This window comes from Cryobacterium sp. Y57 (genome assembly GCF_002929505.1).
In the GTDB taxonomy this organism is placed as follows: Bacteria; Actinomycetota; Actinomycetes; order Actinomycetales; family Microbacteriaceae; genus Cryobacterium.
In genome coordinates this window covers 162,073-175,857 of record NZ_PJJL01000073.1, presented here as the reverse complement: position 1 = coordinate 175,857, position 13,785 = coordinate 162,073, and the positions used below count along the sequence as shown (strand labels likewise).

Annotated in this window: 10 protein-coding genes; all 10 read right to left on the bottom strand. The window is 65.7% G+C overall.

Going from position 1 to position 13,785, the window contains the following annotated elements; translation table 11 throughout:
• Positions 1-29 precede the first annotated feature (29 nt).
• The 10 genes from CXY72_RS18145 to carA all read right to left on the bottom strand — a co-directional run bounded on the left by CXY72_RS18145 (position 30) and on the right by carA (position 13,728).
• Positions 30-1,544 (bottom strand): RsmB/NOP family class I SAM-dependent RNA methyltransferase, encoded by a 1,515-nt coding sequence (locus CXY72_RS18145; RefSeq protein WP_104129053.1) that lies wholly within the window; start codon positions 1,542-1,544, stop codon positions 30-32.
• Positions 1,541-2,458 carry a methionyl-tRNA formyltransferase gene (fmt, locus tag CXY72_RS18140; protein ID WP_104129052.1) on the bottom strand — a complete coding sequence of 306 codons (918 nt, stop codon included), beginning with the start codon at positions 2,456-2,458 and terminating at the stop codon, positions 1,541-1,543. Before fmt ends, CXY72_RS18145 begins: the two co-directional genes overlap by 4 nt.
• Positions 2,459-4,504, bottom strand: coding sequence for a hypothetical protein (locus tag CXY72_RS18135; RefSeq protein WP_104129051.1), 2,046 nt, complete (start codon positions 4,502-4,504; stop codon positions 2,459-2,461).
• 13 nt (positions 4,505-4,517) lie between these two features.
• On the bottom strand, positions 4,518-5,711 hold the full coding sequence (gene metK / locus CXY72_RS18130) for a methionine adenosyltransferase (protein ID WP_104129050.1): 1,194 nt from the start codon (positions 5,709-5,711) through the stop codon (positions 4,518-4,520).
• 74 nt (positions 5,712-5,785) lie between these two features.
• A complete protein-coding gene (coaBC, locus tag CXY72_RS18125) occupies positions 5,786-7,012 on the bottom strand; it encodes a bifunctional phosphopantothenoylcysteine decarboxylase/phosphopantothenate--cysteine ligase CoaBC (protein WP_104129049.1) in 1,227 nt (408 codons plus the stop codon).
• Positions 7,013-7,036: 24 nt separating this feature from the next.
• Positions 7,037-7,297, bottom strand: a complete 261-nt coding sequence (rpoZ, locus tag CXY72_RS18120) for a DNA-directed RNA polymerase subunit omega (protein WP_092107764.1) — start codon at positions 7,295-7,297, stop codon at positions 7,037-7,039.
• 114 nt (positions 7,298-7,411) lie between these two features.
• Positions 7,412-8,332: a guanylate kinase gene (gene gmk / locus CXY72_RS18115; protein ID WP_104129223.1), complete on the bottom strand. Its 921-nt coding sequence runs from the start codon at positions 8,330-8,332 to the stop codon at positions 7,412-7,414.
• A complete protein-coding gene (pyrF, locus tag CXY72_RS18110; protein ID WP_104129222.1) occupies positions 8,325-9,230 on the bottom strand; it encodes an orotidine-5'-phosphate decarboxylase in 906 nt (301 codons plus the stop codon). Before pyrF ends, gmk begins: the two co-directional genes overlap by 8 nt.
• A gap of 20 nt (positions 9,231-9,250) precedes the next feature.
• Positions 9,251-12,538: a carbamoyl-phosphate synthase large subunit gene (gene carB, locus CXY72_RS18105; protein WP_104129048.1), complete on the bottom strand. Its 3,288-nt coding sequence runs from the start codon at positions 12,536-12,538 to the stop codon at positions 9,251-9,253.
• Positions 12,538-13,728, bottom strand: a complete 1,191-nt coding sequence (carA, locus tag CXY72_RS18100; RefSeq protein WP_370446285.1) for a glutamine-hydrolyzing carbamoyl-phosphate synthase small subunit — start codon at positions 13,726-13,728, stop codon at positions 12,538-12,540. The genes carB and carA overlap by 1 nt, the downstream gene beginning before the upstream one ends.
• Between the last annotated feature and the right edge of the window lie 57 nt (positions 13,729-13,785).

The window sequence follows — 13,785 nt, the reverse complement described above, 5'->3', positions numbered from 1 at the left end:
CGCATCCGCTGGTCTGGGCGGCGGTGCGCCTACTCGTCGGAGCGCTGCAGCAGAATGATGAACATGGCGTCGGTACCGTGGCGGTGCGGCCACAGTTGCACGCTCCCGGTATCGGCGGGCAGGTCAAGGTTCGCCGCGCTGAATGACTGCACGACGGCGGCAGTGTCGAGCGCCGTCACGGTTCCGCCGGCATTGCGCACAGCGAGGGCGACAATTGCCCGTGTCTCGGCGGTGTGCGGGGAGCAGGTGACGTAGGCGAGGATGCCGCCGGGCTTGAGCGCGAGCAAGGCCGCCTCGATGAGTCCCGACTGCAGGCCAGCGAGGTCGGCGACGTCCTTGGGCTGTTTGCGCCAACGCGCCTCGGGTCGGCGCCGAAGGGCGCCGAGGCCGGTGCAGGGGGCGTCGAGCAAAATACGGTCGAAGGTTTCCGGGTGCGTTCGGCCGATGGTGGTGCCGTCGATTTCCCACACCGGAACTGGCTCGGGAAGGGCCTCGAGGGCGGTGCGCACGAGGGTCGCCCGGGCGGGAACAAGCTCGTTGGCTACAAGTTCGGCTCCCCCGGCGCGTGCCTCGGAAGCGAGCAGGGCGGCCTTGCCACCGGGTCCGGCGCAGAGGTCGAGCCACCGCTCCCCCGCAACGATCGGCCGGGCCCGGCTGAGTGCCAGAGCGGCGATCTGCGATCCCTCATCCTGCACCCGAATGCGACCCGCTGTCGCGGTCACGAGGTGGTAGGGGTCTCCGGAGTCCAACACAAAACCCACCGGTGAGAATTCATCGGCGAGGCCCAGCCGTTCGCGGTCTTCGTCGGTGGCGAGGCCGGGCAACGCGACCATATTGACCTTTGCCGCCATATTGTCGGCTGCGAGCAGATCGGCCAGCTCGTCTTCGTGACCTTCCGCACGCAGTGCCTGCCGAAAGGCCCGCACGATCCAGGCGGGATGCGAATATTCGGCGGCGAGCCGGTCATCGACGTTGACCGCGCCTTCGAGCACCCGGTCACGCCATTCCTCGGCGCTCGATCGAGAGATGGTGCGCAGCACGCCGTTGGTGAAACCGGTCGCGGAGCGCGAACCGACCTGCTTGGCGAGTGAGACGGATTCGTTGACCGCGGCGTGGGTCGCGATACGAGTCGCCAGCAGCTGATGGGTGCCAAGGCGCAGCACATCGAGAATGCCCGGATCGATGGCGCTGACCGGTCTGTTGGCGGCGAGGGCGATCACACGGTCATAGAACCCCTGCATGCGCAGGGTTCCGTAGGTGAGCTCGGTCGCGAGGGCGGCATCCGCCGTATTCAGGGCTGCGCGTTGAATGCGCGTCGGCAGCAGCAGGTTCGCGTACGCGTCGGATTCGCGCACCGCCGCGATCACCTCATAGGCGATACGTCGGGCCGGCTGCACGAAGTCGGCCGGGGCCGGGCGCGACCGGACAGTGCCCGACACTACCGAGTCGGCCGCACGGTCCGAGTAGGTACGGTTTGAGTGAGCACGGTCCGATTTTGAACGGTCCGAGCCTCCACGGGCCGAGCCTGGGCGGTCGTCACTCATGACGCCGTCACCGATTCTGCTGCCACTCCGCGCCACCAGTCGTTCGCTGTCATCGCTGTCTTTCCGGCCGGTTGCACGCGCAGCAGAACCAGGGGTTCGGTCTGCGTGCCAATCAGCACTATCTTTTCGCGCTGCACAATAGTTCCGGCAGGCAGGTTGGGTTGGTCGACGCTGGGAGCGACCTCGAGGAGTTTCAATTCGGCGCCGTTCACGGTCGTGAACGCACCCGGCTCCGGGGTCACCCCGCGAATATGGTTATAAACGGATGCCGCTGGTCGGCTGAACACGATCCGCGCATCGTCTCGCACCAGTTTGGGCGCGAGGGTCGCCTCGCCGGTCTGCGCCACGGCCAGGGCGGTGCCGGCGGCGAGCTCAGAGACGACCCGCAGGAGCAGCGCGGCGCCGCTGTGGCTGAGCTCCTCGAGAAGTATTCCTGATGTGGCATGTGCGCCGAGGGGTTGGGAGAAACTTCCGAAAACGGCACCGGCGTCGAGTTCGGGTACCAGCTGGAACACTGCGGCGCCGGTTCGTTCATCACCGGCGATGACGGCGCGCTGCACCGGGGAGGCTCCCCGCCACCGCGGCAGGAGGGAGAAGTGCAGGTTGATCCAACCGAGGCGGGGAACGGAGAGCAGGGGCTCACGCACGATGCCGCCGTAGGCGACGATGACACCGAGATCGGGTTGCCGGGCACGGATGGTCTCGGTCGCCTCAGCGTCGAGTCGGTTGGTCTTCAGTACCGGGTAGCCCTGGGCCATCGCGGCCTGCGCGACCGGCGACGGAGTGAGGGTGCGCTTGCGGCCGAGCGGAGCATCCGCTCGAGTGATCACAGAGACAATCTCGTGCTCGGAGCTGGCCAGGGCCGTGAGGCTGGGCAGCGCGACCTCGGGCGTGCCGGCAAAGACGAGTTTCATTTAGAGCAGCTCCGGGTCGTCGAATCGAACTTTAAGTGTAGGTGGCGGTTGGAACGAACCCGACTTCGACTTGCGGCGTGTGGCGGCGTTTCGCACGACCGCCGCCTTGAGCGCGTGGGCCACTTCATCGCCGCGGGCGTAGCCGAACCGGACGACCGCCCGCACCAGGGGGGCGTCGGTGTCGACCGGGCCCAGTATGTCCAGGCCGGCCACCGCAACGAGATCAGCGAGGGCAGCGTCGACGTCTGCAGCGGTGCCGGTGACCGAAGCCACGCGTACGGCCGGCGGAAACCGCAGCTGGCGACGGTCGGCGAGCTCGCTCGCGGCGAAGTTGTCTGGCCGCCAGGAATTGAGTGCCCGGGCGAGGGTGCCCCCGACCCCGGCGAGCAACACGGGAGCGCCGGGCGCGGCAAGAGCGGCCGCGTTGGCCCACCAGCGCAGGCAGTCCTCAGCGACGCGCAGCGATTCGCGGGCAAGCATCCGCTCGCCGTCGAGGATGAGGATGGCCCGGTACCCGCCGGTCGGCACCGGTTCGGCGCCCCGGGTGGCGATTACGAGAGCCGGCTGGGCGCCAAGGGTCTGAATCGTATGTTCGCCGTCGGCGACGATGACGCGCGCGCCGGGAAAGGCGCGGCCGAGTTCTTCGGCGGTGCGCCCGGTGCCGAGCGTCACCACACGCAGTTTGGTGCCTTCGCAGTGCGCGCAGGTCCACCCGGCGGCGAGGGCGCCGCACCACCGACAAGACGGCACGGCCGAGGCTGACTTCAGCCCGAGCGGCCCCTGGCAGTGGGTGCACCGAGCGGCTTTCTTGCAGCTTTGGCAGGCGAGCATCGGGGCATACCCCGGGCTCGCGACCTGCACCAGTACCGGCCCATGCACGAGCGCCTCCCGCGCAGCCTGCCATGCTGCCGACGGGATCCGGGCCGCGCGAGCCTGCTGGTCGGGTTCGGATTGAAAATCAGTAGGGATGATGCGCGGGTGTCGATCGGCGGCCGGATTCACCTCGGTCAGGTACCCCAGCTCGACCAGGCGCTGGGTTTCGACGCTGCGCGAGTGGCCGAGCAGCACGAGGGCGCAGTCGCTGTCTTGCTGGCGCACCAGGGCCGCGTCGCGGGTATTGACGTAGGGGCTGAGCGGTTCGGAGTAGAGCGGATCGCCGTCGTCCCAGACGGCGATGAGGCCGAGGTCGTGCGCGGGCGCGTAGACAGCCGAGCGGTTTCCGAGGATGATGCGCGGTGCGGGCTCGAGGCAGGCCAGAAAGGCGCGGTACCGGTCGGGGTTCGGCTGGCGGGCATCGACCCGGCAGAGCGGCAGCGTCGGGGCGAGCTGGGCCAGGGCGGCTTGTACCTGGTCCTGATCACGAAAGTCGGGCACGCAGAGAATGGCGCTCTGCCCTGCGCTGACGGTGGCGACGGCGAGTTCGGCCAGGGTTTGAGCCCAACGGCCGATCGTGCTGCCGTCGATCAGCTGCGTGAGTTCGGGGATAGCGGCGACGGCGACGCGGTGGTGCTCCATGATCACACTATCGAGCCGTCCGGTCGGGTAGCCGACGAAGGCGGGAGCGGCCAGGCCGATCCTTACGGGTGACGGAGCAGGATCAGCCGGTTCGGTACCCGTGCGCGAAACGGCAGGAACGGCCTGCGCCGCCAACCAGGCCTTTTCAACGCGCACCTGCCGCGGCGGCACCGCGAGTCGGATGATGTCACTCGCGTTGCCGGCAGCCCGATCCGCCAGCCGGCGCGCCAGTTTCCACACGTCGGGCGTGAGCACGACGGCTGCGGATACGACCGAGTCGAGCGGACTCAGGGCGCCGCGGAAGGCGACATCCGTTTCCGAGTCGGACCGGGGCCGAGCGGCTCGCGGATCCAGCACCTCGATCACATACGCGTCGACGACACGGCCGCCAGACCGAAAGGGCACCTTGACGCGCATTCCCGCCGCAACCTGACCGACCAGTTCGGTGGGGACGCCGTAATCGAACAGGTGGTCCAGTTGCGGCAGGGGGGACTCGATCAGCACCCGTGCGACGAGGCCGGAGTGCGTCATGACTGCGCCGACTTCAGAGGCCGGCGGCGCGGATCAGGTCGTCGACCTTGTCGAGACGCTCCCAGGTGAAGTCGGGAAGCTCCCGGCCGAAGTGGCCATACGTGGCCGTCTGCGCGTAGATGGGACGCAGCAGGTCAAGCGAGTGGATGATGGCTGCCGGTCGCAGGTCGAACACGGCGCGAATAGCCGCGGTGATCTCCTTATCAGGCAGCACACCGGTGCCGAAAGTTTCAACGTACAGGCCAACCGGGGACGCCTTTCCGATCGCATAGGCAACCTGTACTTCGAGGCGCTCGGCCAGGCCGGCAGCCACAGCATTCTTCGCGACCCAGCGCATGGCATAGGCAGCAGATCGGTCGACCTTGGACGGGTCCTTGCCACTGAACGCACCGCCGCCGTGGCGGCTCGATCCGCCGTAGGTATCGATGATGATCTTGCGACCGGTGAGGCCGGCATCGCCCTGCGGGCCACCGATTTCAAAGCGCCCCGTCGGGTTGATCAGGGTTGTGAGCTCAGAAGAATCAAGATCGATCAGGTCGAGCACCGGACGAATCACGCGCTCTTCCACCTCGAGGCGCAACTGCTCGGTGGACACCGAGGGCGCGTGCTGGGTTGACACCACGACGGTCTCGACGGTGCGTGGAACGATTCCGTCATAGCCGATGGTGACCTGGGTCTTGCCGTCGGGGCGCAGGTAATCGAGTTCGCCGCTTTTGCGCACGAAGGCGAGGCGTTCCGCCAGGCGGTGGGCGATCCAGATAGGGATCGGCATGAGTTCGGGGGTCTCCCGCGTGGCGTAGCCGAACATGATGCCCTGGTCGCCGGCGCCTTGGCGGTCGAAGTCGTCGAGGCTGGACTGCTCGCGCGTTTCGAAAGCGTCGTCGACGCCCTGGGCGATGTCGGGTGACTGGCCGCCGATGGAGATTTCCACGCCGCAGGACCGGCCGTCGAACCAGACGTCGGAAGAGTCGTAGCCGATGTCGGTGATGCACTTGCGCACGATCGAGGGAATCTCGACATACGCATCGGTAGTGACCTCGCCCGCCACATGCACGAGCCCCGTGGTGACCAGGGTCTCAACCGCGACCCGGCTGTGCGGATCGTCGGCGAGCAGGGCATCGAGGATACTGTCGGAGATCTGGTCGCAGATCTTGTCGGGGTGACCCTCGGTCACTGATTCCGAGGTGAAGAGGCGAAGGTCGCTCATCTGGCTCGTCTCTGTTTACTAAAAAACGTAGTTTTGAATGAAAACGTAGGAGTTCTCGCCTGTCGCAGCGGACGCTAGCCGATCAGGTCAAGTATGCAATTGGCCACCGACATTTTACTGCCGGAGGCCTCCTTCACTATAACTCCGTGGCGATCGAGCACCGTCACGGTGTTACGTTCCGTGCCGAAACCGACGCCCGGGCCTACCCGGTTCACGACCAGGTAGTCGCACCCCTTGCGGGAGATTTTGGCGCGGCCGAGAGTGAGCAGCCGATCAACATCCATTTCTGTCTCGGCGGCGAAGCCGATGATCAGCTGGTCCCGCCGGCGCGCAGCAGACAGGCTGGCCAGAGTGTCGGGATTTTTGACAAGTTCCAGGGTGAGGGTATCCCCCACGTCTTCCTTCTTGATTTTACCGAGCTGCACGGTCTTGGGCCGATAGTCGGCCACCGCAGCGGCCATGATGATGACCTCGGCCGATTCGGCGGCGAGTGTCATAGCCTCGTGCATCTCCAGAGCGCTGCTGACCCTGACGGTGGTGACGCTGGTGGGAACGGGCACCTCGAGATGAGCGGCGACCAGGGTGACCTGAGCTCCCCGGGCCAGCGCAGCCTGAGCGAGTGCGACGCCCTGCTTTCCACTCGACCGATTGCCGAGGAACCGCACCGGATCGAGCGGTTCCCTGGTGCCGCCGGCGCTGATCAGCACCCGGCGACCGGTCAGATCGTGCACAGCGGATGCCGCGCACTCGCCACCGGGCTGCACGCGGTCGAGTACGGCCAAAGCCATCGCCACGATGGTCTCGGGGTCCTCCATGCGCCCAACACCGGTATCGGTGCCGGTGAGGCGGCCGACGCCGGGGCCGACGATGGTGACGCCGCGCGACCTCAGGGTGGCGATGTTGGCGACCGTGGCTATGTTGTTCCACATTTCGGTGTGCATCGCCGGGGCGATCACGAGCGGCGCGGTGCTGGCCAGAATCGTGTTGCCGAGCAGATCGTCGGCGAGGCCAACGGCGAGTTTGGCAATGCTGTTTGCCGTAGCCGGAGCCACGACGATGAGGTCCGCGCTCTGCCCGATGGCTACGTGGCGCACCTCGTCAACGCCCTCATAGAGGTCGGTGTACACCGGGTTACGCGAGATCGCTTCGAGGGTCGGCTTGCCGACGAAGCGCAGGGCAGCAGCGGTGGCGACAACGTGCACCGAGTCGCCGTTCAACACGAAAGCGCGCACGATGTTGACTGCCTTGTACGCGGCGATGCCGCCGGTGATTCCGACGACGATCGTGCGAGGTGTCTTCATCCTGCGCGCTTGGGGTGCGGTGTTCTAGGCCTCGACGATCGGGCGGGAAACGAGCTTGTCGTCGTTGATCTCGCGCAGGGCGACCGAGAGCGGCTTGTCTTCAACGGTTGAGTCGACGAGCGGTCCGACGTTGTCGAACAAGCTGCCTTCGTGGAGGTCGGCGTAGTAGTCGTTGATCTGGCGCGCACGCTTGGATGCGAAAATCACGAGGGCATACTTCGAATCGACCTTGGAGAGCAGGTCGTCGATGGGCGGGTCAATGATGCCAGTGGGCTTGTTCGCCATTGGTGTCACACTCCTAATAGAGCACGGCCGTGGCCTGTGCGAATCTGTTGTTGAACGAGAACATACGAGGGCGAGCGCGCCCGAGGACACGCAAGAATTCATCAGAAACGGGTGCTACGACATGCTGGATGCAGCGCGAATCTCCATCAAGTCTACGACCTCACGAGCGGCGTCGCCGACATCATGGTTGATCACGCGATAATCGAACTCGCCCTGGGCGGCTAATTCCAGCTTTGCGGTCTCCAGACGGCGGGCCTGTTCTGCCGCGTCTTCGGTACCGCGACCGATCAGGCGGCGCACCAGTTCCTCCCAGCTCGGTGGCAGCAGGAACACGAGGCAGGCTTCCGGCATGGCACGCCGAACGGCGCGGGCGCCCTGCAGATCGATTTCGAGAAGCACGCTGTTGCCTGCAGCGATGGCGTCGTCGACGGGTCCGCGGGGGGTACCGTAGCGGTACGCGTTGTGCACTGTGGCCCACTCGAGCAATTCGCCGGACTCGATCATTTCATCGAACTCATCGTCCGAGACAAAGAAATAGCTCACTCCCTCAACCTCTCCGGGGCGCGGTGCTCGAGTCGTCGCTGAAACGGAGAGCAACACGTGCGGGTAGTTCTCGCGAATGTACCCGGCCACAGTTCCCTTGCCCACAGCAGTCGGGCCAGCAAGAACGATGAGCTTGGAGTCGACAGCGCTATGGCGCAGGGTGGGTCGTTCAGAGAGAAAATCGCGCAACCGATCGCGCTGGTGCCGGCCGAGCCCACCGAGACGTTTGGACGGTGAAATCTCCAAGCGGTGGATGATGCGCTGCATCTTGGTCACGCCGATGGCCGGAATACTCACGAGCAGCTCGGTCACGCGCAGCCGACCCTCGGTTCCGATCGGGTTCGCGATCGCTGTGGAGAGCACCTCGAGCGCGGTCCGTTCGCCGGAGGCGACCTCCGCCTTGACCCGAGCGCGAGCGCGGCGTGCCGCGACAGCAGCACGCGAGGCAGCGACCCGGTCGACTTCGGGCGGGGTTGGACGATTTTCAGCCACGAACGGCACCTACCTCGGCTACTCGGCGCTCAATGGCTTCTTCGATTCGGTGGGGTCCGGCCGAGAGCACACTGCGCGATTCACTCACGATAACCCCATCGGCGTATCCGCCATATATCGAGATCAGATCCATAATATTCCCACCCTGGTGTCCGAAGCCCGGTGCGAGCACGGGTGTTCGAAATTCGGTCGGCGCCCGGTGCACGTCAATGCCGAAGAGGGCCAGGTCGAGCGTGGCCCCCAGCACGACGCCGATCGACCCGAGACCGGTCACTGCGCGAACGGATGCCGTCACTTCGGTATCCCGGCCAGCGCGCGCATTGCGCTCTCCGACATCATCGAGAATGGCGCGCGCGACACTCGAACCGGCGTAGCTCCCGTCGGCCACGATTGCGCGCTGAATGTTGCCGGCCTCGGGGTTGGACGTCGCGGCAAGCAGGAAGACACCCTTGCCGTGTGCGGCCGCGAGACTGAGTGACGCGTCGAGCGAACCGACACCCATGTACGCGGCCAGGGTGAGGGCATCCACTTCGAGCGGGGAACCGGGTGAGAACCAGGCCTCGGCATAGGCCAGGGCACTCGTGCCGAGATCGCCGCGTTTGGCGTCGCCGATCACGAGCAGGCCAGCCTGCCGGGCGTCGGCCAGTACCCGCTCGAGCGCGACGAACCCGGCCGAACCGAAACGTTCGTAGAAAGCGACCTGAGGTTTGACCAGGCCGACCCGGCCGGCCGCAGCGGCGACGACCGTGCGGCCGAAGGATTCGGCGCCAGCGGCCGTGTCGGGTAGGTTCCAGTCGCTCAGTAGCCAGGAGTGCGGATCGATACCCACGCACAGCTGGCCGCGTTCGGCGAACACTCCAGTGAGACGATCGCCGAAGGTGAGAACCGATCCGGTCACGTCCGGTTCAGGCGACCTCGTCACAACAGGGCCGTTCGCGCGGTGGCGTATTCCTGGAGCGAGGTCACCTCGAACCCGTCGCGAATAGAGTCGATTGAGGCGACCGCAGCGCTGAGCTCAGCAATCGTGGTGAACAACGGCAGGTCGCCGGCAACGGCGGCCGCACGAATCTCATAGCCGTCGGCCCTGGCCGTGCTGCCACCGGGAGTGTTGATGACGATCTGAATCTCTTCGCGGCGAATGAGCTCGACGATGGACACGTCGTCCTCCCCCGATTTCTCGCTGAACTTGGTCACAACGCGGGCGCGGATACCGTTGCGTTGCAGCACCTCGGCGGTACCGATGGTCGCGGTGATCTCGTAGCCGAGCTGCTGCAGCCGCAGCATGGGCAAGATGATCGCACGCTTGTCGCGGTCGGAGACCGACACGAAGACGGTGCCGGACAGCGGAATTCCGCCGTAGGCAGCGAGCTGGCTCTTAGCGAAGGCCCGTGGGAAGTCGCGATCGATGCCCATGACCTCGCCGGTGGAGCGCATTTCCGGGCCGAGGATGGAGTCGACGACGAGGCCCTCGGGGGTGCGGAACCGGTTGAACGGCAACACGGCTTCCTTCACCGCTACCGGCGATTCGATCGAAACGCGAGAGCCGTCGATCAGCGGCAGCTTGCCCTCGGCTTTGAGCTCGGCGATGGTCGTACCGACCATGATCAGCGCGGCGGCCTTGGCGAGCGTGATGCCCAGCGCTTTCGCGACGAACGGCACGGTGCGCGAGGCGCGCGGGTTGGCCTCGAGCACGTAGAGCACACCGGCGCCGATCGCGAACTGCACGTTGAGCAGGCCCTTCACTCCGATGCCACGGGCGATGCCGAGGGTGGCTTCGCGTACCCGGTCGATTTCGGCGCGCCCGAGGGTGACCGGCGGCAAGGTGCAGCTCGAGTCACCGGAGTGGATTCCGGCTTCTTCGATGTGCTCCATGACGCCGCCGATGTAGAGCTCGTGACCGTCGTATATGGCGTCAACGTCGATCTCGATCGCGTCATCGAGAAAACGGTCGACGAGAAGCGGATGCCCCGCGCCGATGATTCCCTGCCCGGCCATGCGGGTGAAGTAGTCGGCGAGTGACGGGGAATCGTAGACGATCTCCATGCCGCGGCCGCCAAGCACGTAGCTCGGGCGCACGAGCACCGGGTAACCGATCTCTTCGGCGACCACGACGGCTCCGGCGAAGTCGATCGCTGTTCCGTTGCGGGGCGCGAGCAGGCCGGCATCGTCCAGAATCTTCGAGAACAGTCCACGTTCCTCAGCGAGGTCGATCGCATCGGGGGTTGTGCCGAGAATGGGGATACCCGCCGCTTCCAGGCCTCGGGCGAGGCTCAAAGCGGTCTGGCCGCCGAGCTGCACGACGACACCGACGAGTTCGCCGCTCTGGCTTTCGGCGTAGATGACCTCGAGCACGTCTTCAAGGGTGAGCGGTTCGAAGTAGAGCCGGTCACTCGTGTCGTAGTCCGTGGAGACCGTCTCCGGGTTGCAGTTGATCATGATGGTCTCGTAGCCGGCCTCCGACAGTGCGAAAGAGGCGTGCACACACGAGTAGTCGAATTCGACACCCTGCCCGATGCGGTTCGGGCCGGAGCCCAGGATGACGACTTTGCGCCGGTCGCTGGCGACGACCTCGGTCTCGTCGTCGTAGCTCGAGTAGTGGTACGGCGTGAGGGCGGGAAACTCCCCCGCGCAGGTGTCGACGGTCTTGAACACGGGACGCACACCGAGAATGTGGCGCACGGTGCGGACATCCGCTTCCCCGAAACCGCGCAACTCGCCGATCTGGGCGTCGGAAAAGCCGTGGTCCTTGGCGAGGATCATGACGTCGCGGTCGAGCCGGTCGGCGGCCTTGACCGTGTCGGCGATCTCGTTGATCAGAACGATCTGATCAAGGAACCACGGATCGATCTTGGTGGCGGCGAAGACCTGATCGATGGTCGCGCCACGGCGGAGGGCCTGCTGCACGGTGACGATGCGGCCGTCGGTGGGAATCTCGGCGGCGATGAGCAGTTCGTCGACCGTGCGGGATTCCTCGCCCCAGTGAAAGCTCGAGCCGCGCTTCTCGAGCGAGCGCAGCGCCTTCTGCAATGCGGATGTGAAGCTGCGACCGATCGCCATAGCTTCACCGACCGACTTCATGGTCGTGGTCAAGCGCTGGTCGGCGGCCGGGAACTTCTCGAACGCGAAGCGCGGCACCTTGACCACGACATAGTCGAGGGTGGGCTCGAAGCTTGCCGGGGTGACACCGGTGATGTCATTGGGGATTTCGTCGAGACGGTAACCGATGGCGAGTTTGGCCGCAATCTTGGCGATCGGAAATCCGGTGGCCTTGCTGGCCAGGGCAGAGGAACGCGACACCCGCGGGTTCATCTCGATCACGATGACGCGGCCATCGACCGGGTTGATCGCGAACTGGATGTTGCAGCCGCCGGTGTCGACGCCGACGGCGCGGATGATGTCGATTGAGATGTCGCGCAGGTGCTGGAATTCACGGTCGGTCAGGGTGAGGGCCGGGGCGACGGTGATCGAGTCGCCGGTGTGGACTCCGACCGGGTCGATGTTTTCGATGGAGCAGACGACGACGGTGTTGTCGGCCGTGTCGCGCATCATCTCGAGCTCGTACTCTTTCCAGCCGAGAATCGACTCCTCGAGCAATACCTCGGTCGTCGGGCTGTGGTGCAGGCCGTCGGTGACGATGCGCCGCAGTTCCACCTCGGTGTAGGCAAAGCCGGAGCCGAGTCCGCCCATGGTGAAGGAGGGACGCACGACCAGCGGGTAGCCGAGGTCGGTGGCGTAGCCGACGGCTTCCTCGACCGTGCGGGCGATGAACGACCGGGCCACGCCCGCGCCCGCGTCGAGGACGAGCTGCTTGAAGATCATGCGGTCTTCGCCCTTGTTGATAGCGTCGAAGCTCGCGCCGATCAGCTCGACGTCATACTTCTGAAGGATTCCGCGCTCGTGCAGCTGGATCGCCGCGTTGAGGGCGGTCTGCCCACCCAGGGTCGGCAGAATCGCATCCGGCCGTTCCTTGGCGATGATCGTCTCGAGAATCTCGGCCGTGATGGGTTCGATGTAGGTCGCATCGGCAAAGTCGGGGTCGGTCATGATGGTGGCCGGGTTGGAGTTGACCAGGATGACGCGAACGCCTTCCTCGCGCAGCACCCGGCAGGCCTGGGTACCGGAGTAGTCGAACTCGCACGCCTGACCGATGACGATCGGGCCGCTGCCGATGACAAGAACGCTGTTGATATCGTCGCGCTTGGGCATTATTTGGTTTCTCCTGCACTGCCGCGCTGCGAAGCCAGCACAACGTCTCTGAATCGATCGAACAAGTGGTTGGCGTCGTGCGGGCCGGAGGCTGCCTCCGGGTGATACTGCACCGAGAAAGCGTTGATATCGAGGCAGCGGATGCCTTCGACCACCTGGTCGTTGAGGCTGTAGTGGCTCACTTCCACGCGGCCGAACCCGGCGCGCGAGTCGTGGACACCCTCGATGGGCATGTCGACGGCGAATCCGTGGTTCTGCGAGGTGATCTCCACTCGTCCGGTGGTCTTGTCGAGCACGGGCTGGTTGATGCCCCGATGCCCGAACGGCAGCTTGTAGGTGCGAAACCCGAGCGCCCGGCCGAGCAGTTGGTTGCCGAAGCAGATACCGAAGTAGGGGATGCCGGCGCGGAGCACTTCCTGTAGCAGGGTGACGTGGGCGTCGGAGGCGGCCGGGTCACCGGGTCCGTTGGAGAAGAACAGGGCAGAGGGCTTCAGCGAGAGAACGTGCTCGGCGGTGACCGACTGCGGTAAGACGAGCACCTCGAACCCGCGCTCGGCGAGGTAGGTGAGCGTGCTGGTCTTCACACCGAGGTCGAGCACCGCGACGGAGCCGATGTGCTCGCCCTGCGCGGGAATCGAGAAGGGTTCGACCGTCGAGACCTCCAGCGAGAGATTGCGACCGCGCATGGGCGCGCCCGAGAGCACCCGTTCGAGCTGTTCACTGTCGGACAAGCCGAACAGGTCGCCCGAGAAGATGCCGCTCTTCATCGCGCCCTTCGAGCGGATGTGGCGGGTGATCGCACGGGTGTCGATGCCGCTGATCCCGACGACGCCCTGCGCTTCGAGGTCGTCGTCGAGGGTGCGGGTGGCACGATGGTTCGAGGCGATCCGGGCCGGTTCCCGCACGATGAAGCCGGCGACCCAGATTTTCCTGGACTCCATGTCCTCGTCGTTCATTCCGGTGTTGCCGATGTGCGGGGCAGTCATGAGCACGATCTGCCCGGCGTAGGACGGGTCGGTCAGGGCTTCCTGATAGCCGGTCATGCCGGTCGCGAAGACGATTTCGCCGAGCGTCTGGCCTTCGCTGCCGTAGCGGCGACCCACGAAGCGGCGGCCGTCTTCGAGAACGAGTACGGCCGGGCCGGGCCGGTCGGTCGTCGTCGTCGAGAAAGTGCTACTCACTGCGGGCAAGACGGCGGCAGCGGATGCGACGGCGTCGCTTGGTACGGCCTCCGTTGGTACAGCCTG

Bases quoted from the DNA above. Each gene is read 5' to 3' on its own strand.
- CXY72_RS18145 (WP_104129053.1), bottom strand. From the start codon at position 1,544: ATGAGTGACGACCGCCCAGGCTCGGCCCGTGGAGGCTCGGACCGTTCA.
- rpoZ (WP_092107764.1), bottom strand. From the start codon at position 7,297: ATGGCGAACAAGCCCACTGGCATCATTGACCCGCCCATCGACGACCTG.
- metK (WP_104129050.1), bottom strand. From the start codon at position 5,711: ATGAGCGACCTTCGCCTCTTCACCTCGGAATCAGTGACCGAGGGTCAC.
- fmt (WP_104129052.1), bottom strand. From the start codon at position 2,458: ATGAAACTCGTCTTTGCCGGCACGCCCGAGGTCGCGCTGCCCAGCCTC.
- CXY72_RS18135 (WP_104129051.1), bottom strand. From the start codon at position 4,504: ATGACGCACTCCGGCCTCGTCGCACGGGTGCTGATCGAGTCCCCCCTG.
- coaBC (WP_104129049.1), bottom strand. From the start codon at position 7,012: ATGAAGACACCTCGCACGATCGTCGTCGGAATCACCGGCGGCATCGCC.
- carB (WP_104129048.1), bottom strand. From the start codon at position 12,538: ATGCCCAAGCGCGACGATATCAACAGCGTTCTTGTCATCGGCAGCGGC.